At 37.5% G+C, this 21920-nt stretch carries 23 protein-coding genes; 17 read left to right on the top strand and 6 right to left on the bottom strand.

The features are described 5' to 3' along the window. The first annotated feature begins 1 nt into the window (after nt 1). Together dhaL and dhaM are read left to right on the top strand one after the other, a co-directional pair. Nucleotides 2-580, top strand: a complete 579-nt coding sequence (dhaL, locus tag CD152_RS02435; RefSeq protein ID WP_103214335.1) for a dihydroxyacetone kinase subunit DhaL — start codon at nt 2-4, stop codon at nt 578-580. After that, nucleotides 580-942 (top strand): dihydroxyacetone kinase phosphoryl donor subunit DhaM, encoded by a 363-nt coding sequence (gene dhaM / locus CD152_RS02430; RefSeq protein WP_307774180.1) that lies wholly within the window; start codon nt 580-582, stop codon nt 940-942. Before dhaL ends, dhaM begins: the two co-directional genes overlap by 1 nt. Nucleotides 943-980: 38 nt before the next feature. Here the strand turns inward: dhaM and CD152_RS02425 are convergent, their stop codons facing one another. Genes CD152_RS02425 through CD152_RS02415 form a run of 3 tightly spaced genes read right to left on the bottom strand, consistent with a single transcriptional unit; the run spans nt 981 to nt 2283 of the window. Continuing rightward, the gene (locus CD152_RS02425) at nt 981-1742 is read right to left on the bottom strand and encodes a sulfite exporter TauE/SafE family protein (protein ID WP_103214334.1); all 762 of its coding nucleotides are present in this window, start codon (nt 1740-1742) and stop codon (nt 981-983) included. Continuing rightward, a complete protein-coding gene (locus CD152_RS02420) occupies nt 1727-2017 on the bottom strand; it encodes a rhodanese-like domain-containing protein (protein ID WP_086038115.1) in 291 nt (96 codons plus the stop codon). Before CD152_RS02420 ends, CD152_RS02425 begins: the two co-directional genes overlap by 16 nt. A 5-nt stretch (nt 2018-2022) precedes the next feature. Beyond that, nucleotides 2023-2283 (bottom strand): metal-sensitive transcriptional regulator, encoded by a 261-nt coding sequence (locus tag CD152_RS02415; RefSeq protein ID WP_086039361.1) that lies wholly within the window; start codon nt 2281-2283, stop codon nt 2023-2025. Between the two features lie 148 nt (nt 2284-2431). On the opposite strand from CD152_RS02415, the gene CD152_RS02410 reads away from it, so the two are divergent. Beyond that, entirely contained in the window at nt 2432-4870 is a 2439-nt protein-coding gene (locus CD152_RS02410; protein ID WP_086038116.1) for a CoA-disulfide reductase, read from the top strand. Nucleotides 4871-4880: 10 nt separating this feature from the next. Continuing rightward, nucleotides 4881-6194, top strand: coding sequence for an MBL fold metallo-hydrolase (locus CD152_RS02405; RefSeq protein ID WP_103214333.1), 1314 nt, complete (start codon nt 4881-4883; stop codon nt 6192-6194). Between the two features lie 57 nt (nt 6195-6251). On the opposite strand, the gene pcp is transcribed toward CD152_RS02405, so the two are convergent. Next, entirely contained in the window at nt 6252-6887 is a 636-nt protein-coding gene (gene pcp, locus CD152_RS02400) for a pyroglutamyl-peptidase I (protein WP_279488745.1), read from the bottom strand. Nucleotides 6888-6975: 88 nt separating this feature from the next. On the opposite strand from pcp, the gene CD152_RS02395 reads away from it, so the two are divergent. The 4 genes from CD152_RS02395 (at nt 6976) to CD152_RS02380 (ending at nt 11455) form a co-directional block, all read left to right on the top strand. Beyond that, nucleotides 6976-7656: a class I SAM-dependent methyltransferase gene (locus CD152_RS02395; protein ID WP_157820964.1), complete on the top strand. Its 681-nt coding sequence runs from the start codon at nt 6976-6978 to the stop codon at nt 7654-7656. A gap of 113 nt (nt 7657-7769) precedes the next feature. Further along, nucleotides 7770-9275, top strand: coding sequence for a malate dehydrogenase (quinone) (gene mqo / locus CD152_RS02390; RefSeq protein ID WP_269669112.1), 1506 nt, complete (start codon nt 7770-7772; stop codon nt 9273-9275). Between the two features lie 169 nt (nt 9276-9444). Then, entirely contained in the window at nt 9445-10386 is a 942-nt protein-coding gene (locus CD152_RS02385) for a bile acid:sodium symporter family protein (protein ID WP_103214332.1), read from the top strand. 154 nt (nt 10387-10540) lie between these two features. Then, nucleotides 10541-11455 (top strand): nuclease-related domain-containing protein, encoded by a 915-nt coding sequence (locus CD152_RS02380; RefSeq protein ID WP_103214331.1) that lies wholly within the window; start codon nt 10541-10543, stop codon nt 11453-11455. 508 nt (nt 11456-11963) lie between these two features. Here CD152_RS02380 and CD152_RS02375 read toward each other — a convergent pair. After that, complete coding sequence (locus CD152_RS02375; RefSeq protein ID WP_103214330.1) at nt 11964-13442, bottom strand: aldehyde dehydrogenase family protein; 1479 nt, start codon at nt 13440-13442, stop codon at nt 11964-11966. A 418-nt stretch (nt 13443-13860) separates the two neighbouring features. Between CD152_RS02375 and CD152_RS02370 the strand changes: the two genes are divergently transcribed. The 6 genes from CD152_RS02370 to CD152_RS02345 all read left to right on the top strand — a co-directional run bounded on the left by CD152_RS02370 (nt 13861) and on the right by CD152_RS02345 (nt 17641). After that, entirely contained in the window at nt 13861-14496 is a 636-nt protein-coding gene (locus CD152_RS02370; protein WP_103214329.1) for a C40 family peptidase, read from the top strand. A gap of 113 nt (nt 14497-14609) precedes the next feature. Beyond that, nucleotides 14610-15068 (top strand): GNAT family N-acetyltransferase, encoded by a 459-nt coding sequence (locus CD152_RS02365; protein ID WP_103214328.1) that lies wholly within the window; start codon nt 14610-14612, stop codon nt 15066-15068. A 5-nt stretch (nt 15069-15073) separates the two neighbouring features. Beyond that, a complete protein-coding gene (locus CD152_RS02360) occupies nt 15074-15583 on the top strand; it encodes a methylated-DNA--[protein]-cysteine S-methyltransferase (protein ID WP_232237403.1) in 510 nt (169 codons plus the stop codon). Nucleotides 15584-15602: 19 nt separating this feature from the next. Next, nucleotides 15603-15935 carry a zinc ribbon domain-containing protein YjdM gene (locus CD152_RS02355; RefSeq protein WP_012656302.1) on the top strand — a complete coding sequence of 111 codons (333 nt, stop codon included), beginning with the start codon at nt 15603-15605 and terminating at the stop codon, nt 15933-15935. Then, on the top strand, nt 15932-17068 hold the full coding sequence (locus tag CD152_RS02350; protein ID WP_103214327.1) for a DUF418 domain-containing protein: 1137 nt from the start codon (nt 15932-15934) through the stop codon (nt 17066-17068). The genes CD152_RS02355 and CD152_RS02350 overlap by 4 nt, the downstream gene beginning before the upstream one ends. A 75-nt stretch (nt 17069-17143) precedes the next feature. Then, nucleotides 17144-17641 carry a hypothetical protein gene (locus CD152_RS02345; protein WP_041636298.1) on the top strand — a complete coding sequence of 166 codons (498 nt, stop codon included), beginning with the start codon at nt 17144-17146 and terminating at the stop codon, nt 17639-17641. A gap of 24 nt (nt 17642-17665) precedes the next feature. Here CD152_RS02345 and CD152_RS02340 read toward each other — a convergent pair whose 3' ends face one another. Next, entirely contained in the window at nt 17666-18037 is a 372-nt protein-coding gene (locus CD152_RS02340; RefSeq protein ID WP_101039807.1) for a hypothetical protein, read from the bottom strand. Nucleotides 18038-18201: 164 nt separating this feature from the next. Between CD152_RS02340 and CD152_RS02335 the strand changes: the two genes are divergently transcribed. The 3 genes from CD152_RS02335 to CD152_RS02325 all read left to right on the top strand — a co-directional run bounded on the left by CD152_RS02335 (nt 18202) and on the right by CD152_RS02325 (nt 21918). Beyond that, nucleotides 18202-19644, top strand: a complete 1443-nt coding sequence (locus tag CD152_RS02335; RefSeq protein WP_103214326.1) for a DHA2 family efflux MFS transporter permease subunit — start codon at nt 18202-18204, stop codon at nt 19642-19644. 85 nt (nt 19645-19729) lie between these two features. Further along, nucleotides 19730-20830, top strand: a complete 1101-nt coding sequence (locus CD152_RS02330; RefSeq protein WP_101031257.1) for a YkvI family membrane protein — start codon at nt 19730-19732, stop codon at nt 20828-20830. A gap of 77 nt (nt 20831-20907) precedes the next feature. Then, complete coding sequence (locus CD152_RS02325) at nt 20908-21918, top strand: alpha/beta hydrolase (RefSeq protein ID WP_086038130.1); 1011 nt, start codon at nt 20908-20910, stop codon at nt 21916-21918. Nucleotides 21919-21920: the final 2 nt, after the last annotated feature.

Raw genomic sequence — 21920 nt, 5'->3', positions numbered from 1 at the left:
GATGAATGCACAAGAACTTTCAGTAAATTTAAAGGCATTATATAAAGTATTTGAAGAAAATGAAATATTGCTTACAAACTTAGACCGTGAAATCGGTGATGGCGATCATGGTGTGAATATGCTCCGAGGATTTAAAGCAGTCGATGAAAAGTTGTCAGGTGATACGATCAGTGAAGTCTTGAAAAATTGTGGTATTATACTGATGAGTGTTGTCGGTGGGGCGTCAGGTCCGTTGTATGGTTTCTCATTTGTAAAGATGTCACAAGTTGCTGAAGAAGAAATTAGCCGTGACAATGTTAGTAAGCTGATTGAAGCTTTTAAAGACGCGGTTGCAAGCCGTGGTCAAGTTTCAGGTGGAGAAAAGACGATGTATGATGTGATCAGTAAAGTTAGTGATGCATTGAATCAAGGTAATATCCCATCGATTGAAGCATTACAGCAGTATGCAGAAGAAACGAAGGATATGATGGCGACAAAAGGTCGAGCAGCTTATTTTAAAGAACAGTCGATAGGTACAATTGATCCTGGTGCACAGAGCAGTGTATGGGTGTTAGATGCCTTACTTTCGGGAGTGAGATAATGGAAATATTAATTGTAAGCCATAGTGAAGCTATTGCTAAAGGGGTTAAAGCTTTGCTTGAACAAATGGCACAAGATGTTGTTGTAAAGGTTACTGGAGGTATAAATGGAGAGATTGGTACGTCTATAGATGATATTATGCAAATGTTTGATAGTGTCGAAGGAGAAGCACTTTGCTTTTATGACATCGGATCTAGTAAGATGAATATAGAGATGGCCTTAGAAATGAAGAACTATAGTAATATCCATATTGCACATTATCCGATTGTTGAAGGTGCATTTCTAGCAAGTGTAGAAAGTAAGATTGGTAAAGGCTATAAAGAAATACTGGAAAGCTTAAGTAACAACTTTAAAGAAAAATAAAAAAGCGTGAAATTGGCGGTGTGCCAATTTCACGCTTTTTATATCATATTTATTATCATCTTAATTGCAGCAAGGGCAATCAATAGTGCGAGTATTATTCTTAATAATTGCTGGTTCGTCTTCTTTGATACTTTCGTTCCGATAGGCGCAAATAACAAACTTGCAATGACTAAAGGAATCATCATTACAAAATCAATTTGACCTGTCATCGACTTCATGAGAAATGTGCCAATGGATGAGATAAATGCAATCACAATGCTACTCGCAACTACACTTCTGAAAGGTGCTTTAAAAATTGCAAGCAATACAGGAACAATAATGAATGCGCCCCCTGCACCGACGATTCCAGAGAGTATCCCTATCACAAGTGCTGTGATAAATAGTGAGATTTTATTGAAGTGTGTGCACTCATTCTCTGTCTTTACTTTGACAAACATTAAGAAAACGGCAACTATTGCTAAAAATGTATAGACGATATTGATTAATGATTCATCAAATATTGAAGCACTATATGCGCCGATTAAACTTCCAAGGAATATACCAGCTCCCATTGGTACAATAATCCCTTTATTGAGGTCAGGATTATTGCGCTGACTCATGCTGCCGCTCATCGTACTAAAGAATACTTGTGCTGCTGTAAGACCGGATGCAAGTTCTGGTGTTATCTTATATCCGAATATTGGTGGAATAAATAGCAGCATCGGATAAATTACAATAGCTCCCCCGATTCCGACAAGTCCTGATATAAATGCACCAAATGCTCCAATTAAAGAGAGAATTAAGATTAAAGACGTGCCCATTCGATCATGCCGCCTTGGACATTTGTCGTCTTAATATCAAACTGTTCCAAATAGTCACATGCCATACCACTTCGGTTACCTGAACGGCAAATAATAATGTAGTCATCGTCTTTATTAAAGTCACATACATGCTGATCCAGTTCAGATAATGGAATATTTTTAGCTTCTTCAATATGTCCTGCTTCAAATTCATCAATTTCTCTAACATCGATTAACTGTACTTCGGCATTTTGTTCTAATAGTTGTTTTAAACTTTTTACTGTAATTGTATTCATATGCATTACCTGCTTTTTATTAGTAGATTTACTGCTTCTTTTACAAGATTGTCAGTATCCGTATTATTTTTTACGTTCTCTTTTACACATTCTGCTAAATTCTCACTTACGATGACGCCGATTAATCGTTCAATCCCACTTCGGGAAGCACTAAGCTGTGTTACGACATCTTTGCAATCTTTGTTTTCTTCCATCATCTTCAGGACGCCATTTAATTGTCCTTGCAGACGCTTTAGACGATTGATCTGATTTTTATCGTATTTCATAATGGTCCTTCTTTCTAATTTATTGATATCCATACTATATACCCCTCTAGGTATCTGTGTCAATTAAAAAATACCCCTATAGGTATTTGACAAATGAATATTGTTCATTGTATGATACCCCCATAGGTATAAAAAAGGAGGAAACAATATGAGAAAGATTATGATAATCGGTGGTGTTGCAGGTGGCGCATCTGTAGCAGCACGCTTAAGACGATTAAATGAACAAGATGAAATAACAATTATTGAAAGAGGTCCGCATGTATCATTTGCAAACTGTGGATTACCTTATTATATCGGTGATGAGATACAAGATAGAGATAAATTATTAATTCAAACACCTGAACTGATGAATAACCGTATGAATATTAACGTCAGAACGAATACGGAAGCAACTCAGATCAATCCAGATAATAAAACAGTCTTACTAAAAACACAGAATGGGGTCGAAGAAGCTTCATATGATGTTCTTATTCTTTCGATGGGAGCGCGTGCGATCGAAGTACCGATTGAAGGTGCAAAACAAAACCATGTCTTTACTCTAAGAAATATTCCGGATATGGATAAAATAAAATCTTATATAAACGAGCACAATGTTAAAACAGCGTCTGTCGTTGGTGGAGGATTTATTGGATTAGAGATGGCTGAGAATTTACATGCATTAGGAATTGATGTAACACTGTTTGAGCTTAGTGATCAAGTGATGCCGGGCATGGATAAAGATATGACTAAATTATTAGAAACACATATGGTGCAGCGTGGTGTCCATTTAAAGTTAAAATCTTCTATTAAAGAAATTAATGAGCATAATGTCATTGCAGAAAATGGAGATGTCATTCAAAGTGATATGGTCATTATGGCGATAGGGGTCATTCCAGAGTCTGCAATTGCTCAAGAAGCAGGGATTGAGACGGGTGCTAAAGGTGCTATCAAGACAAATGATGTATTTGAAACATCAATAAAGGATATTTATGCTATTGGTGATGTTGCTGAGATTACACATAAGATTTCACAGCAGGATGTGCATATTCCACTTGCGTGGATTGCGAATCGAGAAGGACGTCTCCTTGCTGATCACCTTAATGGAAAGGTGATTGAAAAGATAAAACCGATCGGCACAGCAATTGCGAAAGTATTTGATCTCACTGCAGCAAGCACAGGACTTAATGAACGTACATTAAAGATGCAGGGACTTGATTATCATATTATTCATGTATCTGGACAATCGAATGCGATCTATTATCCAGGCGCTGAGCCGATGACGATCAAGGCGCTGTTTAGTCCTGAAGGCGAAATTTATGGGGCGCAGATTGTAGGACGTAAAGGTGTGGATAAACGTATCGATCTAATTGCGAGCGCTATGACATTTAACCAGGATATTAGAAGCCTCGCTCAAATTGAAATTGCATATGCACCACCATTTTCATCAGCAAAAGATCCGGTTAACATGGTGGGTTATATCGCACAAAACGTACTGGATGATGAGATGAAGATGGTTCAATACGATGAAATCGAAAATTTTAATCAATTGATAGATGTACGTGAACCAATTGAATACGACATGGGTACTATTGGCAGTGCGAAGAATATTCCACTTGGCACGCTGCGTGATCGTCTAGCTGAACTTGATATAAATGAACCAGTAGCAATCTTCTGCCAAGTCGGTCAGCGCGGTTATAATGCCGCACGACTATTACAAAATAATGGGTTCGATGTTGTCAATCTTGACGGTGGATATAAACATTATAAAGCGATGCATGAAACAGTAAATAGACCGGAAGTAAAAGCGGTTGAACAAACACAGATCGAAGAACGTACTAAGAAGGAGCAGCCAATGAAAAAAGAGGATAGACGTATTATTGAAGCAAGTGGACTACAGTGTCCTGGCCCTATTCTAAAAGTAAAAGAAAACATGGATGAAATGAAAGACGGAGAGCAGCTTGAGATTCATGTGACGGATTTCGGTTTCTGTACAGATATCGAAGCTTGGGCTAAGAATACAGGAAATACAATGATCAGCAATGAAATGAAGGATGGGAAAGTCGTTGCAGTTGTTCAAAAAGGAGCAGACTTACCGATAAATGTGATGAACGACAGAGAAGGACATCAGCTTGTTGAGACGAAGAATGGTGCAACGATGGTTGTATTCAGTGGCGATCTTGATAAGGCGTTAGCTTCATTTATTATTGCGACGGGTGCTGCATCATACGGTAAAGAAGTGACGATGTTCTTCACTTTCTGGGGCCTTAATGTGATTAAGAAACCTGGTGTGACTGTTGCAAAAGAAGGGCTCGATAAAATGTTCAGCAAGATGATGCCGAAACATGCAGGAAAACTCCCGATATCTAAGATGAATATGGGTGGTGCAGGTGCACGTATGATTCGTCACGTAATGAACAAGAAAAAAGTAGATTCTTTAGAAACAATGATCGAAAAAGCCCAATCTATGGGTATTAAGATGGTTGCATGTACGATGAGCATGGATATTATGGCAGTGACAAAAGAAGAGTTAATCGATGGCGTTGAGTTTGGCGGCGTTGCAACATATCTCGGTGATACAGAACAATCGAACTTAAACTTATTTATTTAGGAGGCATATGATGTATTTTAAACAATTTTTTAATGAGCAACTTGCACAGTATTCTTATTTAGTAGGGTGTCAAAAAACAGGAGAAGCTATTGTCATTGATCCGTTACGTGATGTTACACCTTATATAGAGGCTGCAGAAAAAGAAGGACTACGCATTACGCATGTGACTGAAACACATATTCATGCAGACTTTGCATCAGGTATAAGAGAAGTCATCAATATGGGAACGCAAGGCTATGTTTCTGGGCATGGCGGTAAAGACTGGACGTATCAGGACATTGAAGCAGACATTATCCATGAAGGAGATGTTATTAAAGTAGGGAATGTGAAGCTTGAAGTCATGCATACGCCTGGACATACTCCTGAAAGTATTAGTTTCTTGCTCTATGATAATGGCATGGATGTTCCCGTGGGACTATTTACAGGAGACTTCATCTTTGGCGGTGATGTTGGACGTCCTGATTTATTAGAAGAAGCGGCTGGTATTAAAGATACGACAGAAATAGGCGCAAGACAGATGTTCCAATCACTGAAGAAGGTGAAAAAACTTCCAGATTTCATTCAAATATGGCCAGGTCATGGTGCAGGCAGTGCATGTGGTAAATCCTTAGGCGCTGTCCCGATGACGACACTCGGCTATGAACGTACGAATGGCTGGGCGTTCCAGATTGAAGAGGAGGATGCATTCGTCAAAGCATTAACGAGCGATCAGCCCGAACCTCCATACTACTTTGCTGAGATGAAACGTATGAATCGTGACGGTGTAGCGCTTATGCATCACAATATTGTAACACCTGTAGAGACGCTTACAGAACAGGCGATAGATCTCCGAGCGAAAGAAACCTACGCCAATAATATGTCAGAAGGCATCAATGTACCATACAATAAGAAGTTTCTGTCATTTGCAGACTGGTACTTAGATTACAGCCGTCCGTTACAGCTTGTTGGAGAGTTTGACGAAGTTCAAGAAGCAGCACATGATCTAAAGATGATAGGCTTTGACAATGTTCATACCTATGTTCATGCTGCTGATGGAACTGCATATCAAACAATTGAACCACGAGCATTTAAACAGCTGAATAAAGATGATATCAATATACTGGACGTGCGAACGAAAAAGGAATGGGATGAAGGATATTTTGACGGCGCTGTACATGTTCATTATGGCAAACTGCAGCAAGCATCTATTCCATTTGCCAAGGATGAAGAAATTTATGTGCACTGTCAGTCAGGTGTTAGAAGCGCGATTGCAATGAGTATTCTAGAAAATGAAGGCTATACGAATTTGATCAATGTGAACGGTGGCTATGCTGCTGTAAAATAAAAAAGATGACATATCTGAAGCACACCCCTAAGGTTCAATCTTAGGAGTGTGCTTCATTTAATGGATATGACCTGTTGTAAATTTAATATCTTCCTGATATGTGAGTGCTGCTTCAATTGCAAGCTGCAGTGCTTCTGTAACTGTTGCAATTGGCATTGAAGGCTGTATATCAGTTTGTTCAGGTGCGAAAGGAATATGGATAAAACCACCACGGATTGAAGGGAATTCGTTTTGTATCATGTATAATAATTGATACATAATTTCATTGCATACAAACGTTCCTGCGCTATAAGAAATTTCAGCAGGAATCTCATGGTCCTGTATACTTTTAAGCATCGCTTTAACAGGTAAATTTGAAAAGTATGCATTGCTCCCATCCTCATGAATAGGTGTGCCTGAAGGCTGAATACCTGCATTATCTGGTATACGCGCTTCGATCACATTGATAGCGACTTGTTCTATAGATATTTTGTCACGTCCACCTGCTTGGCCAACACAGATGACAATATCAGGAAAGTTCTTCATGATGGTTGCCTTTAATTGTTCAGCACTTTGTTGGAATACTGTTGGCAATTGTTGTTTTATAATCTCTGCGCCCATTATAGTATCCGGAAGTCCTTGGACTGCTTCGAATGAGGGATTGATTGTTTCCTCACCGAATGCATCGAATCCTGTTACAATAACACGTTTCAATAGAATCATCCTCTCTTTTTGTTACTACTATTTTATCCATAAATGGAACAGATGTATAATATAAGTAACGATAATGGGAGGTAATGAAATGACGACATTCAATGCTTATCAAGCTAATAAATATGACGCTTTCTTTGAAACTAAAAAAGGTAAGTATATCTATGAAGTGGAAACAAGAGATTTACTCAACATGCTTGATCTGAAACCTGGCATGTGTATCCTGGAAATCGGTAGTGGTACAGGCCTATATATCACGAAGTTTGCAAAGCAAGGTATCAAGATGGTCGGAATTGATATTTCTGAACATATGACAGCGATAGCACAGCAAAAAATTGACCATCTACAGCTTGATGCAGAAGTGCATGTAATGGATGCAAATCATATTGATTTCCCAGAAAATTATTTTGACGCTGCTTTTTCTATGGGGGTTTTTGATTTTATTGAACAACCTGAAAACGTCTATCAGTCAATCAGTAAAGTGGTAAAGCCGGGTGGTAAGATTGTGATAGCAACTGTAAATCGTGAAAGTCAATATGGTGAACTTTATATGAGTCCAGAATTTAATAAAGGTAAAGTATATGCACACGCACATTTTAAGTCGATGGATGATTTGGTTGCGATGCGACCTGACCATGTATTCCAGAAATCAGCATGTTTATTTGTTGCTTATGATGCAGAGGAATCAATGTTTACAATAGAAAAAGAAGAGGAATTAAGAAACAAAATTGCTGGTGGATGGATTACTGTAGGGTTTACTAATAAAAAATAGAATTGTACTATACTGATCTTTTGTATCCGGTTACATTTTTTAGATTAAATGCGATGCGAGTATTACAAATGACAAAAAAAGGTCTATAATAGAAGTATTGCAGTTTATCAAAAATGGGGGCAGAGATAATGAAACGTAAATTTAAAGAAACAGATGTAATCCTAATCGGTGGCGGTATTATGAGCGCGACACTAGGTGTATTGTTGAAAGAACTTGATCCATCAATTAATATTAAAGTGTTTGAAAAGCTAGAAGCTTCAGGACTCGAAAGCTCTAACGCCTGGAATAATGCGGGGACAGGACACTCAGCACTGTGTGAACTGAATTATACGACAGAAGATGTGGACGGCAATATTGACATTACAAAAGCAAGTGGTGTTAATGAACAGTTTCAGTTATCTAAACAGTTATGGGCGTACTTAGCACAGCAAGGCAAATTAAAGGATCCTGGCAACTTTATCATGCCCGTACCGCACTTAAGCTTTGTGGAAGGTGAGCAAAATGTAGATTTCTTGAAACGTCGCCTTAAAGCTTTATCTGATAATCCATTATTTGAAGGGATGGAACTTACGGAAGACCACGACAAGATGCGTGAATGGGTTCCGTTGATGATGGAAGGCCGTAATCCAAATGAAAAGATTGCAATTACACGTATGGAAGCGGGTACGGACGTTAACTTCGGTGCATTAACGAATGACCTGTTCGATATTATGACAAGTTATGATGGTGCAGTTATTCATTATAATCATACAGTGAAAGATATTAAGAGAAATGACAATGACAGCTGGGATGTTAAGGTCTATAACCAAAATAGCAAGAAGACAGAGACCCACAGTGCGAAGTTTGTATTTATTGGTGCTGGAGGATACGCTTTACCATTATTACAGAAGACTAAGATTCCTGAGGCTAAAGGGGTAGGCGGCTTCCCGGTGAGTGGATTATTCTTGGTATGTAAAGAGCCATCAGTTGTTGAACAGCATCTTGCAAAAGTTTATGGTAAAGCAAAAGTAGGTGCGCCACCAATGTCAGTGCCGCATTTAGATACACGTTATATAGACGGTGAACGTGCATTACTCTTTGGACCATATGCCGGGTTCTCTCCAAAGTTCTTAAAAACAGGTCGTTATACAGATCTAATTGAATCTGTAACACCAGGCAATATTACGAATATGCTTTCGGCAGGTGCGAAGGAGATGAAATTAACACAGTACTTAATTTCCCAGGTGATGCAGAATCATGAAGCACGTATGGAAGAGTTACGTGAATTCGTACCGAATGCGAAATCTGAAGACTGGGAGATTGTTGTCGCAGGACAACGTGTTCAAGTTATTAAAGAAACTGAAGATGGCGGCAAAGGAACGCTGCAATTTGGTACGGAAGTGATTACAAGTGAGGATGGTAGTATCGCAGCCTTGCTAGGAGCATCACCTGGGGCTTCAACTGCAGTCCATGTTATGCTTCGTGTAATTAATGAATGTTTCGGTGAGCGTATGACAGAATTTGAACCTAAGATAAAAGAGATGATTCCATCATACGGTAAGAAACTTGCTGAACACCCTGAACTGTTTAAAGAAATTAACAAACAGACAGCGAATGCTCTAGGACTGAAAGAGAAGTAAAGATAGATGACTTATGATTTATTTTGATATATGACCCGGACGATACTCATAAGTATTGTTCGGGTTCTATTGTCCCTACAGCATCATATTTCATAACAACATTAATTATTATTTCAAACGCTTGAATTATGATATTTTAAATATAATATTAAGAAAAGAAGGACAGCCTATGCTTGATCGTATGAACATTGTATTACAGAAGTACATCGCTGTATTGACGCTATTGTCTTTATTATGTGGTGTTATCTTTGATGGCTACTTGAAACATCTGATCTTTATTGTACCTTATATATTCGCCTTTATGACATTTAGTGGCAGCATCCGTATGAAATTCAGAGACCTTCGTATATTTCTGGAAGCGAAAGGTACAATTCTGTATTGTATGTTCATCTTGCATGTTGTCATGCCTGCCATCAGCTATGTGATTGCATCCACATTGTTTGATGATCAATTGTTAGTGATTGGATTTGTCATGCTTATGACCGTCCCGACAGGTGTTACAAGTCTGATCTGGATAAGCATCGGTAGAGGAGATGTTGCACTTGGCATCGCGGTAATATTGCTGGATACATTGTTAGCATCGGTCATCATCCCTTTCGTGCTGCATCTGGTGTCTGGAACGACAGTTGAGCTTGATACCTTCAGCCTCGTGATTGGATTGATACTCATGATTGTTGTACCTACAATCATTGCGATACTCTTGAATGAACTCACAAAGGGTAAGTTTCCAGACCGGATTGGCAATCGCCTAAGTCCATTTTCTAAAATTGCGCTTTTCCTTATTGTATTGATTAACGGAAGCGCGATTGGTCCTTATGTGAAAGATATGGATCTTGAGTTACTGAAGATTATCGCAGTTGTCTTTGTTATCGTAGTGATAGGGTATATCGTCTCAGTAGGTTCCAGCTACTTAATGCAGCATAGCTATGCACGCCATGTGTCGATGACCTTTTTAGGGGGAATGAGAAATATCTCCACCGGTGTCATAGTTGCAACCACATACTTTCCACCAAAGGTTGCAATGCCAGTTGCTTTTGGGATGCTGTTTCAACAATTATTTGCGAGTATCGTCAGCACACAGCTAGAAAAGAGACGTCCTGGAGAAAACTAAAATTTAATTTTTTGACGTAATTATTAAAGAATTGCAGAAAATACTGCGATTCTTTTTATTTTTGCAGAAAATAATTGAAAAACTGCAGAAGCTTTGATTTTAATGGATTTGCATTCAAAAAAATTACGCATTATATTGAATTTGAGGTGATATTTTGATAAAAAAGGTTCACAAACCGAGTACAGTACAAGCGTATTTGTATGAATTAGAAAGTCGAGTACGTATGGAGCTAGATGATTATTATAAATTTGTGAGATATAAGAAAGGCTTTGAAGGTGAACTCAGGTTCTTTGAAATGATTGAACATCTAGAAGGAGAATATATCATAATATGGGATATTAATATCATGAAACCTGTACGCGTGCAATTCGACTTCATTATTATTACGGCAAATAATATATTGCACTTTGATATCAAAAATTATAGCGGTAATTATCGATATCAGAATAACCGGTTAATGAGTGAACAAGGTAAGACGGATAAAGATATCTTTATCCAGTTAGACAATGCAGATTCCTATTTAAAACAGCTCATTGCAAAGTACGAGATGCCTCAAAAACTGATCAGTAAAATTATTTTTATCAATGAGGATTTCCATTTAACAGGATTTAGCGGAAAAGAATGTGTAATGTTCTCACATGAACTTGAACCAGTGTTTAATTACTTAAAGTCCAGTAAAGGAATCACACAGCAAATGATCAACTTTGCAGATGCACTTATACAGCTTCATGACAATGAAGGTGTTGACAACCGAATCCATTATTATAATATTGAAGATTTAAAGTTAGGATTACGCTGCCCAAAATGCAGTAAGATAGAGATGAATAGAATTCGAAGGAAGACTTATTTTAAATGTAGTTGCGGATGTAAATTAAAAAACGAGAATGCAGTATTGCAAGCTTATGAAATATTAGCTTTGTTTGGTAAGGATAAAGTGAAAAGAAAAGATATCGTAGATTTTACTGGTTTATCAAATCGCACGGTAACGAGATTGATGAATCAGCATTTCCATAAACATTCACATTACAGAGGTACTTATTACAGTAAAGGAGAACAAATTAATATTTAGATAGATTTAATTGCAAGATGGCTCATAAAAATAAAACATGGGCCAAGATGAAGAGGAGATGAGGGGAAGTGGAACAAGTTGGCTCATGAAAAATAAACATGGGCCAAGATGAAGAGCGAGAAGAGCGGAAGTGGAACAAGTTGGCTCATGAAAAATAAACATGGGCCAAGATGAAGAGCGAGACGAGCTTAAGTGGAACAAGTTGGCCCATAAAAATAAAACACGGGCCAAGATGAGGAGCGAGACGAGCGGAAGTGGATCAAGATGGCCCATAAAAATAAAACATGGGCCAAGATGAAGAGCGAGACGAGCTTAAGTGAAACAAGTTGGCCCATAAAAATAAAACATGGGCCAAGATGAGGAGCGAGACGAGCTTAAGTGGAACAAGTTGGCTCATAAAAAATAAACACGAGCCATCCTGGTGGTAATCTGACGAAAGTATATTACAAGATCTAGAAAAAACACCTCATCCACAATGGATGAGGTGTTTATCGTATTAATCAGTGTATTACTGATAGATGCCTTTAGCTTTATCTGAGTAATCGATATAAATATTTTTTACTTGTTGGTAGTGACGTAACGTATCTTTATAAGTTTCACGTCCGATACCTGATTTCTTGTAACCACCGAATGGAGATCCTGCTGGAATCTGATTGTATGTGTTGATCCAGATTCGACCAGTGTCCATGGCATTGGCAACTTGCAATGCATCATTTAAGTTTGCTGTGAAGATACCGCCAGCTAAACCATATTCTGAATCGTTTGCTTTCTCGATAACTTCTTCTTTCGTTTTAAACTTAGATACCAATACGACTGGTCCAAAGATTTCTTCTTGAACTAGACGGGATTTGTTATCTTCGAATTCAATGATTGTTGGTGGGAAGAAGAATCCTTTATCACGTCCATTATCCATTAAGCGTTTACCACCAGTAACGATATTAAGGCCTTCTTGTTTTGCGACCTCAATATATTCTTCAATCTTATCGATTTGAGCCTGTCCTGTTTGTGAACCATAATGATTATTTTCGTCCATAGGATCACCTACACGTACTTTTTCAAAAGCATCTTTAAGTTTAGCTACAAATTCATCATAGATACCTTCTTGAACATACAGTCGGCTACCTGCTGAACAAACTTCTCCTTGGTTAAATAAAATACCGAGTTGGGCACCTTCGATTGCTTGCTCGATATTTGCATCATCAAAGATAATGTTCGCACTTTTACCACCAAGCTCTAAAGTCGCTGGAACGATACGCTTTGCTGCAGCTTCTGCTACACCATATCCAACTTCTGTTGAACCTGTAAATGATACTTTCGCTACATCCTCGTGATTGAAGATTGCGTTACCTGACTCTGAACCTTTACCTGTTACTACATTTAATACCCCTTTAGGTAAGATATCCTGAACGATTTCAGCAAACTTCAATAATGATAACGGTGTTGATGATGATGGTTGGATAACGACCGCATTACCAGCAGCAAGCGCAGGTGCTAACTTCCAGGAAGCAAGTAACATTGGGAAGTTCCATGCAACAACTGCACCTACTACACCGATGGGTTCATGTTTGATAATACTGATAGCATCTGCATCTATTTCTTTATTCGTTCCTTCATCAGCAAGTATGACACCTGCAAAGTAACGGAAATGTTCGATGGCCATTGGAATATCAATGTTTAATGACTCACGAATAGCCTTACCACTATTTAATGATTCAATTTTAGCAAGTTCTTCGCGGTGTTCTTCCATTTTGTCTGCAATTTGATTTAATAGTTTTGCTTTTTGGTTGTGTGAAGTGTGACGCCATGTTTTAAAAGCTTCCTCAGCTGACTTCACAGCTGCATCTACATCTTGTTCTGTTGCTTTTGCGATCTTAGCTAATACTTCTCCTGTGGCAGGATTTGTGACATCAAGCGTTTCTCCTGCTGCACTATCTTTAAATTCACCATTAATAAATAATCCATATCGTTCTTTTAATAAGTTACTCATGATCTTCCTCCTAATAGTAAAATTGTATTGTTCCTATTTATTGTACATCTGTACTCTCTGTATAAGCAATTGAATTGCTTATACATTCAGAATATTATGTAAATGATCTGTATATACAGCAAATAGATAGGTGTTTCGCAAATATTATATTTCAATGCTGTAATATTTTTGGATAATACTTACAATTACTATTTTCAAATATTAGTTGCAATCATTGATATGACAATAATTATTAATGATATGGATTTGTTACAGCAATATATAAAATGTATCACTTAAGTAACAAATCATTAACAATGCTCAAAATCATGTTTAAACATGTTATAGTATTTTCAGTGCTCAAGAGCGCAGTAAAAAATTAAAAACTAATCTAAACTATTTTAATATAACGATTATATTACACGGAGGAATTTTAACTATGAAAAAGACAGCATTAACTTTAACGACACTTGCAACATTATCGACTTTAGGCACAGCTCAAGCTGATGCGGCGGCGCACGGTAGAACAGATGTTGCTCAAACTTCATCTTCAGTGAGTTCAATTGATTCAAGTGCATATGACTATACATATAATAATGATGGTTCATACACTTATACTTATAACTATGATGCACCTACTTCAGTAGTTGCACAAACAGCTACACAAGCAGCACCTGTAGTGTCACAAACTTCTACAAATACAGAAGTGAAGAAAGCTCCTGCAACAACGGCAGTTAGCGGAAATGTTGCATCAGTAGCATTAAGTGTTGCAGCTGGTAAATCTTATGTATATGGTGCGAACTCTGCTTCAGCAGTAGATTGTTCATCATTTGCACAACAAGTATTAGCAGCAATGGGGAAATCAATTCCTCGTACTACTTATGCACAAGCAGCAGCAGGTACACAAGTATCAGCACCACAACCAGGTGACTTAGTATTCTTCAATAACTATAGCCACGTTGGTGTATATATTGGCGGAGGACAAATGGTAGATGCATTAAATCCTTCTGAAGGTGTCGGACAACGTGCGGTAAGCTATGTTAGTGGACATGTAGACGGATACTACCGTTTCTAAGATTAAGCATTTTAAGGCGCAGTGCAGTCGCACTGCGCCTTTTTTATATTTAACTTTATTAATTCTATGGTGTGTATTACAATCAAATAAATATGGTGCTGGAGGCGATGTAAATGTGGGAATATAAGAAATTTGAAGCATTAACACACGATGAAATTTTTCAGATCTTTAAACTTAGAATAGATACATTTGTAGTTGAACAGCAATGCTTTTACCCAGATATTGATGAAAGAGACTTAACTTGTATCCATTACTTCAATAAAGAAGATGATAAGATAGCGGCATATGCTAGAATTATCGTTGACGGACAAACGGTGAAACTGGGCAGAGTAATTGTGAGTCCACAGTTTCGTGGTAGGGGATTAGCAAGAACACTTGTGCAAAATGGACTTGATTATATAAAAGAGAATTATCCGGATAAACATATTTCTTTAAGTGCACAAGCTCATCTAAAGGATTTCTATAGCAGTTTCAATCTATCACCAGTATCTGATATTTATTTTGAAGATCTAATCCCCCATATAGATATGGCGCGAAAACCTTATGCAATAGATGCACAACTGGAAGGATGAATGATTTGAAAATTTATATAAGTTGTTTTCTCGTGCAGGATATCGAATTTATTATAGCTTCTGATGAATGTGGTGTCATATATTTAGCGAACGAAGATACACATGAATATGTTAATCGCCATATTGAGCGTTTCTTCAGTCAAGCGACAAAAGTTACTGGCTATGAAGCTGACCAGTACCATACGCATTATATTGAAGAGCTGAATCTTTATTTTGCAGGCAAGAAGCAGCAGTTAGAGTGGCCGCTTAATCTTGCAGGGACAGACTTTCAAAAGTCTGTATGGCAGACGCTGCTTACGATTCCATATGGTGAAACACGATCGTATAGCGATATTGCATTGCAATCAGGTAATGTGAAAGCTGTCCGTGCGGTAGGAGGTGCAATTGGTGCAAATCCCGTGATGATTGTTGTGCCTTGTCATCGTGTTATCGGCAAGGATGGAACATTGACAGGATTTAGTGGTGGTTTAGATTTAAAGGATAAATTATTGAATATAGAGAAAATACAATTATAAAAATCAAAGGAGTAAGCTAATGACAATACCAGCATGTCCCAAATGTAATTCAGAATATACTTATGAAGATGGTCTAAACTATGTATGTCCAATGTGTGCTCATGAGTGGCCGCAGCAAGAAATCGTCGAAGAGACGATTGTAAGAGATGCGAACGGTAATGTTTTAAGTGATGGAGACAGTGTAACAGTAATTAAAGATTTAAAGGTTAAAGGAAGCTCCTCTGCTATTAAACAAGGAACGAAAGTGAAGAATATTAAACTAGTTGATCCTGATAATGGACATGATATCGACTGTAAGATAGATGGATTTGGTCAAATGAGCCTAAAAAGTGAATTCGTAAAAAAGGTATGACAAAACGTATAGAAAGTATCGATATTATGCGTGGAATCAGTATCATGGGGATTTTATTCATGAATATCGTTGGTTTTCATATGAATGAAGTTTATACGAATCCTCTGGATCACTTTCAGTTGTCTTTAGATAGAATGCTATATTACCTTGATATTTTATTCGTACACAATTCATTCTATCCTATTTTTTCATTTTTATTTGGGTTTGGCCTCGCTATTATGGCAACAAATATTAGGCAGCGTGGTGGAAATTTTATCCCAATATTGTATAGAAGGGTATTCGCACTACTTGCATTTGGCTATATTCATGGCTTACTGATCTTTTATGGCGATATATTAAATGTATATGCAGTGCTCGGCATGATTGCAATCCTCTTTTTGCTTATGCCAAATATCGTTAGTCTGATTGCTGCACTCGTGTTATCTATCATGTTCCTGCTGATAAATCTGATGGTTATCATCACTGTAATACTCTCACCAGAAGCAATTCCTGCTGCTTCTTCTACCAGTGCTGCACAGAGCTGGATACAAGTGATGCAAAGCGGAGACTTTAGTCAAATATTCGCGCTGAATCAGCAATTCTTTCTGGAGAATTTCACAGCATTAAGTTTAACCGGGATATTTGGTTATGGATTATCGGTTCTGCCTTTTATCTTATTTGGAATGTATGCGATGCGTGCTGATATGATTGGCGCTATACTTAAGCATAAACGTATGATGATGATAACAGCAGCTGTATCACTTGCCTTAGGACTACTGATTAAATACTATGTCATCTATGCACACCTGGATATGTATGCATCTCAGTCGTTCATATTCTATGGTGGTACATTAGTAGCAGTCTGTTATTTTATCGTAGTTGTGCTGCTTACAGATAATCAACTGTTCTATAAGGTGATGCAGCCATTTCGCTATGCGGGTAAGATGAGTTTTTCATTATATATATTGCAGAGTATCTGTATGTTCATCATATTTTATGTGCTACGTTTATATGCGAAGCTGGATCTGTATCAAGTATTCTTGATCGCACTGTTTATTATAATCTTTGAACTGGTCATTGCTACATATTATATGAAAAGACATAAATATGGACCATTAGAATGGGTATGGAGGAAAATTACATACTTAAAATGAAGGCTTAAGCGATAGGAAATAAGATGATATTATGGTACAATGTTAATCGAAAAGGTGGTGTATCAAATGCATAATATACAGGAACGCTTAGCTGAATCTATACTTAGCGGAAATTTTCATGTTGCTGAAGGTATAATGAATGAGACAGACTTTCTAGAGTTTGAAGAGCTCTTTATCAGTGCTTGTCATAAAAGTGAATCTGTGATGTACTATACATTTATATTAGAACAGATGAAAAAAGAGGAGACAGTAGAACTCCATGACTTAGCTTTCTTGTTACTTGTCTATCCGCTTTGTGAAGTTAATGGAGCTTTTGATAGCGCATATTATCATGCTGAACGTGCTGTATATATGACTGAATCTAAAGAAATCAAGAATTTGTTACAGTTGCTCTTCTTGTATACTGTACCGAATCCGGTGCTTTCTGACAGAGAAGCGTTTGATACAGCCAAACAGATATTATCTATTGATTCGAATAATCAGGTTGCGAGAAAGTTGATGCAAAAAGCGGCTAAGAAATTAGATCAAGTTGTTGTTGATATTAAAGACTTTAATCAGTATAAAAACGCCTAGACATTTTAGATGTCAGGCGTATTTTTATTGTTCCAGCCATATCTCTATTGGAACGATTATTGGAAATTGACCTCTGTCTTCGGATAGCTTTGTAACGAGTGCCGATGCTTTTGCGTACAATGGAAGTGCGAACATGGTTTCATTTGCTTTAATTTCTTGTAGTATATTAATCTCAGAATCAGCTTGAATCAGTAATGTAGATTCAATGACGCCATCAACCTGTGTGCCGAAATGACCAAACATAAAGGTGAGTTTAAACTCAAACAGATGCGGATCTTCCTGGCTTATTTCATAATCTATTCGATGCATTACAGTAGGTTCTTCAGAATGACTTTCAAAATCACGTACATGTGCTTCGCGTACAAATGTCTGTAAGATTTGTTTGTTAAGTTCCATAACAAGCTCCTTTTATCAAGTTAATTTCATAATGAGATAAGGCGTTATGAAATGCAAATAATTATACTTCATAACAATAAGCATATAAAATAATGAACGTGAGGTATTGTTTTTATATATATTGTACTTTAAGATGTATAGACATCTATAATTTCGGAGGAAATATGAAAAAATCTACTATAATTATGACTACATTTTTAATTGGTGCATTCTTTACCTTTTTAAATGAAACTTTACTGAATATCGCGCTAACGAAGATTATGACAGTTTTTCATGTGGATGCACCGACTGTGCAGTGGCTTGCTACTGGATTTATGCTTGTTATGGGAGTATTGATGCCATTATCTGCGACTATAATACAGTGGTTTACAACGCGACAATTATTTATAGGATTGATGTCGATCTTTCTTATCGGGACATTGGTAGCAGGGTGTGCAGTGAATTTCCCTATGCTCTTAGCGGGCAGAATGATTCAGGCTGCAGGTACAGGATTATTGATACCTGTTATTATGAATGCCATGCTGCTATTATTCCCGCCGTATGAACGTGGAAAGGTCATGGGGAATTTTGGTCTTGTAATGATGTTTGCGCCAGCAATTGGCCCGACACTTTCTGGCGTAATCGTTGACACATTAGGATGGAGATGGTTGTTTTTTGCTGTCGTACCATTCGTTCTATTTTCGATTGGATTTGCGTTTAAATATCTGGATAATGTCGGTGAAGTGACAAAACCGAAAATCGATATATTCAGCGTTGTCTTATCAACAATCGGTGTTGCAGGTATTATATATGGCTTTAGCTCTGTCGGGAATATAGAAGGTGGATTTAGCAATAAAGCAGTATTCTTGCCGATCGTTATTGGACTCATTTCCTTGATCATCTTTATTTACCGTCAAAATCATCTGACATCACCGCTACTTGATATGTCCGTATTTAAGTATAGCAACTATAGTAAAGGGATGTTTATCTTTGTTGTGGTTGTTATGGCGATGTTTGCTTCTGAGATTGTGATGCCGATGTACTTGCAAGGGCCGATGGAATTTAGTGCCAAAGTTGCAGGTATGATCCTGTTACCGGGTGCTTTATTAAATGGCGCGATGAGCCCGGTTATGGGACGAATATTTGATAAGATTGGTCCACGTAAGATGATCATTCCAGGTATGGTTGTTCTGATACTCGTCATGATATTCTACTCGACGATTCACCCAGGTATACCATTATATATATTTATCATTGTTTATATGGTGCTCATGGTATCTATTTCGATGATTATGATGCCAAGTCATACGAATGCAATCAATCAGCTACCAAAACATTTGTATCCGCATGGAACAGCAATCGGTAACATGATACAACCAATTGCCGGTGCTATGGGAATTTCAGTCTTTGTAAGTATAATGACGCATGGCCAGCAAAATGCATTAGAAGGAATAAGTAATCCTACCCATTCACAGACTCAAGCGGCACTGACATATGGTGTACATCACGCTTATTGGTTTGCGATAGCTCTTACACTCATAGGTTTAATTACGGCCTTATTTATCACACGTTCCAAGGCACCTGAAGGCGAAACATTTGGACTACCTGAAGAACAAAATCAAATTTAACGTTTATGACCTTTAATTTCGGGTATTAAAGACTTGTTGTGAAATAATCATAGCAAGTCTTTTATTATATTAAGGGAGAGGTTGGATGTCTAAAGGCAATATAGAATCAATGAAAATCGGTGCAGCTTACGTGGGTGTGATTGTAGGTGCTGGATTTTCAACAGGTCAGGAAGTTTTAAAATTTTTCACGAACTATGGTATTTACAGCTATTGTGCAATACTTATTTCTGGAATTATGTTGACGTTCTTTGGTCGTCAAATCAGTAAGGTTGGTTATGGATTAGATGTAGATAGTCATGAACCAACGATTACATACCTTTTTGGTGAAAAATTTGGTAAAATCATTGACTATATTTTAGTGTTTTTCTTATATGCGATATCGGTCATCATGGTCGCAGGATCAGGGAGTGCGTTTCATGAAAGTTTTGGAATCCCGATATGGTTAGGATCGTTAATTATGATTTGTGCTGTAGTAGGTACGTTGCTGCTGGACTTTAATAAGATTGTTAGCGCGCTTGGAGTTGTAACGCCATTCTTGATTATAGTTGTAACAATTATTGCAGTTTATTTCTTCTTTAAAGGGCATGTGCCATTAAGCGAAGTAGATAAATATATCGATCCTTCAAAGCAGCCATTTAAATCGAAGTTTCTTCCGGAAGGTTCGCTATGGTGGTTCTCAGGATTAAACTATGGCGGCTTAGCATTTGCTACTGGATATAGTATGTTAGCCGCAATCGGTAGTGATGCCTCGAAGAAACGTATTGCAGGACGTGGGGCCTTTATCGGTGGGATTACATTACTCGTACTATTATTGATGGTAAACTCTGGCTTACTGAGTGAACTGGAATTAATTCAAGATTCAGCGATACCAACTTTAGTTTTAGGTCGTATGATTCACCCGGTGCTTGGTTTAGCGTTAAGCATTATTATGCTGATGGTGATGTATAATACAATCGTCGGTTTGATGTATTCATTTACAGCGCGCCTTACAACACCATATTCAAAACAGTATATTATTTTACTTATCGTATCGATGGTTATTGGTTATGCTTTAAGTTTTGTCGGCTTTGTAGAGCTTGTAGGAACAGTGTACCCAATAATGGGCTATGTAGGATTATTACTATGCCTAGGACTGTTATTTAAATATATTAAGCGTAAAAAGGCAGGGAAAAATCACATCGCGTAAGCGTTGTGTTTTCCTGGCTTTTATTTATATGGACGGATGATAATGTTATAATTAGTGTAGATTGAAGGGAATAAGAAATGAAGAAAACATACTTATTAATCATAATTTTAGTTGCATTAACTGTAATGGTGTTCTCATTAGTTTTTGGCTGGTATAAAAAAGAAAATCCCGCATTAAATCATGATACGGTGTTCGATGAACTTGGCGTGGCAATGAATGTTAAGCTGATTTCTGACGTCCAATACGGTAAAGGTGCGCCGAACTCAGAAATGGATATTATTATGCCAAAGAAAATTAAAGCTGGAGATAAATTACCGCTTATTATATGGACCCATGGTGGAGGATATATCGCAGGTGATAAAAAACATAAAAATGCTTATCTTGCGCGTATTGCAGAGCGTGGATTTATTATTGCAAATATGAACTATGCGCTTGCACCTGCCCATCAATATCCCGTGCCTTTAATTCAGGAAAAGCAAGCTGCACAGTTTATGAAGCGTAATACATTCCATCTTCCGATTGACTTTAATCAAATTATTATTGGTGGAGATTCAGCAGGAGCACAAATTGCAGCGCAGTTTGCAGCACTTCAGACGAATGAATTATTAAGGAAAGAAATGCAGGAAGAGGCGGTCTTTACACCGGATGATATTAAAGGGGTAATATTATTTGGTGGATTATACGATATGGATACCGTAAGAGCAACGAAATTTCCACGAATTGAAGATTTTATGGAAAGCTATACTGGAGAAAAATATTGGGAGCGCGATTTTAAACAGATTGATCAAATGTCTATCACACAGCAGGTAACAGGAAAGTACCCTCCAACATTTCTGACAGTAGGAGATGCAGACCCATTTGAAAGTCAGGCAAAAGAACTGCTCAAAGTGCTGCAAGAAAATCAAGTACCGAATTCGACGTCATTTTTTGATGGCTCACATCGATTAAGACATCAATATCAATTTCATATGAATCTAAAGGAATCTCAAATAACATATGATAAAGTGATTAAGTTTCTGAGCACGTTTACTGATCAAGCATTGTACAATACGTTAGAAGAAGAACCGCTTACAACGAAAACGAAATAGCA

The organism is Macrococcoides caseolyticum, from assembly GCF_002902665.1.
Lineage (GTDB): Bacteria > Bacillota > Bacilli > Staphylococcales > Staphylococcaceae > Macrococcoides > Macrococcoides caseolyticum.
This window is presented reverse-complemented; position numbering and strand designations above follow the sequence as displayed.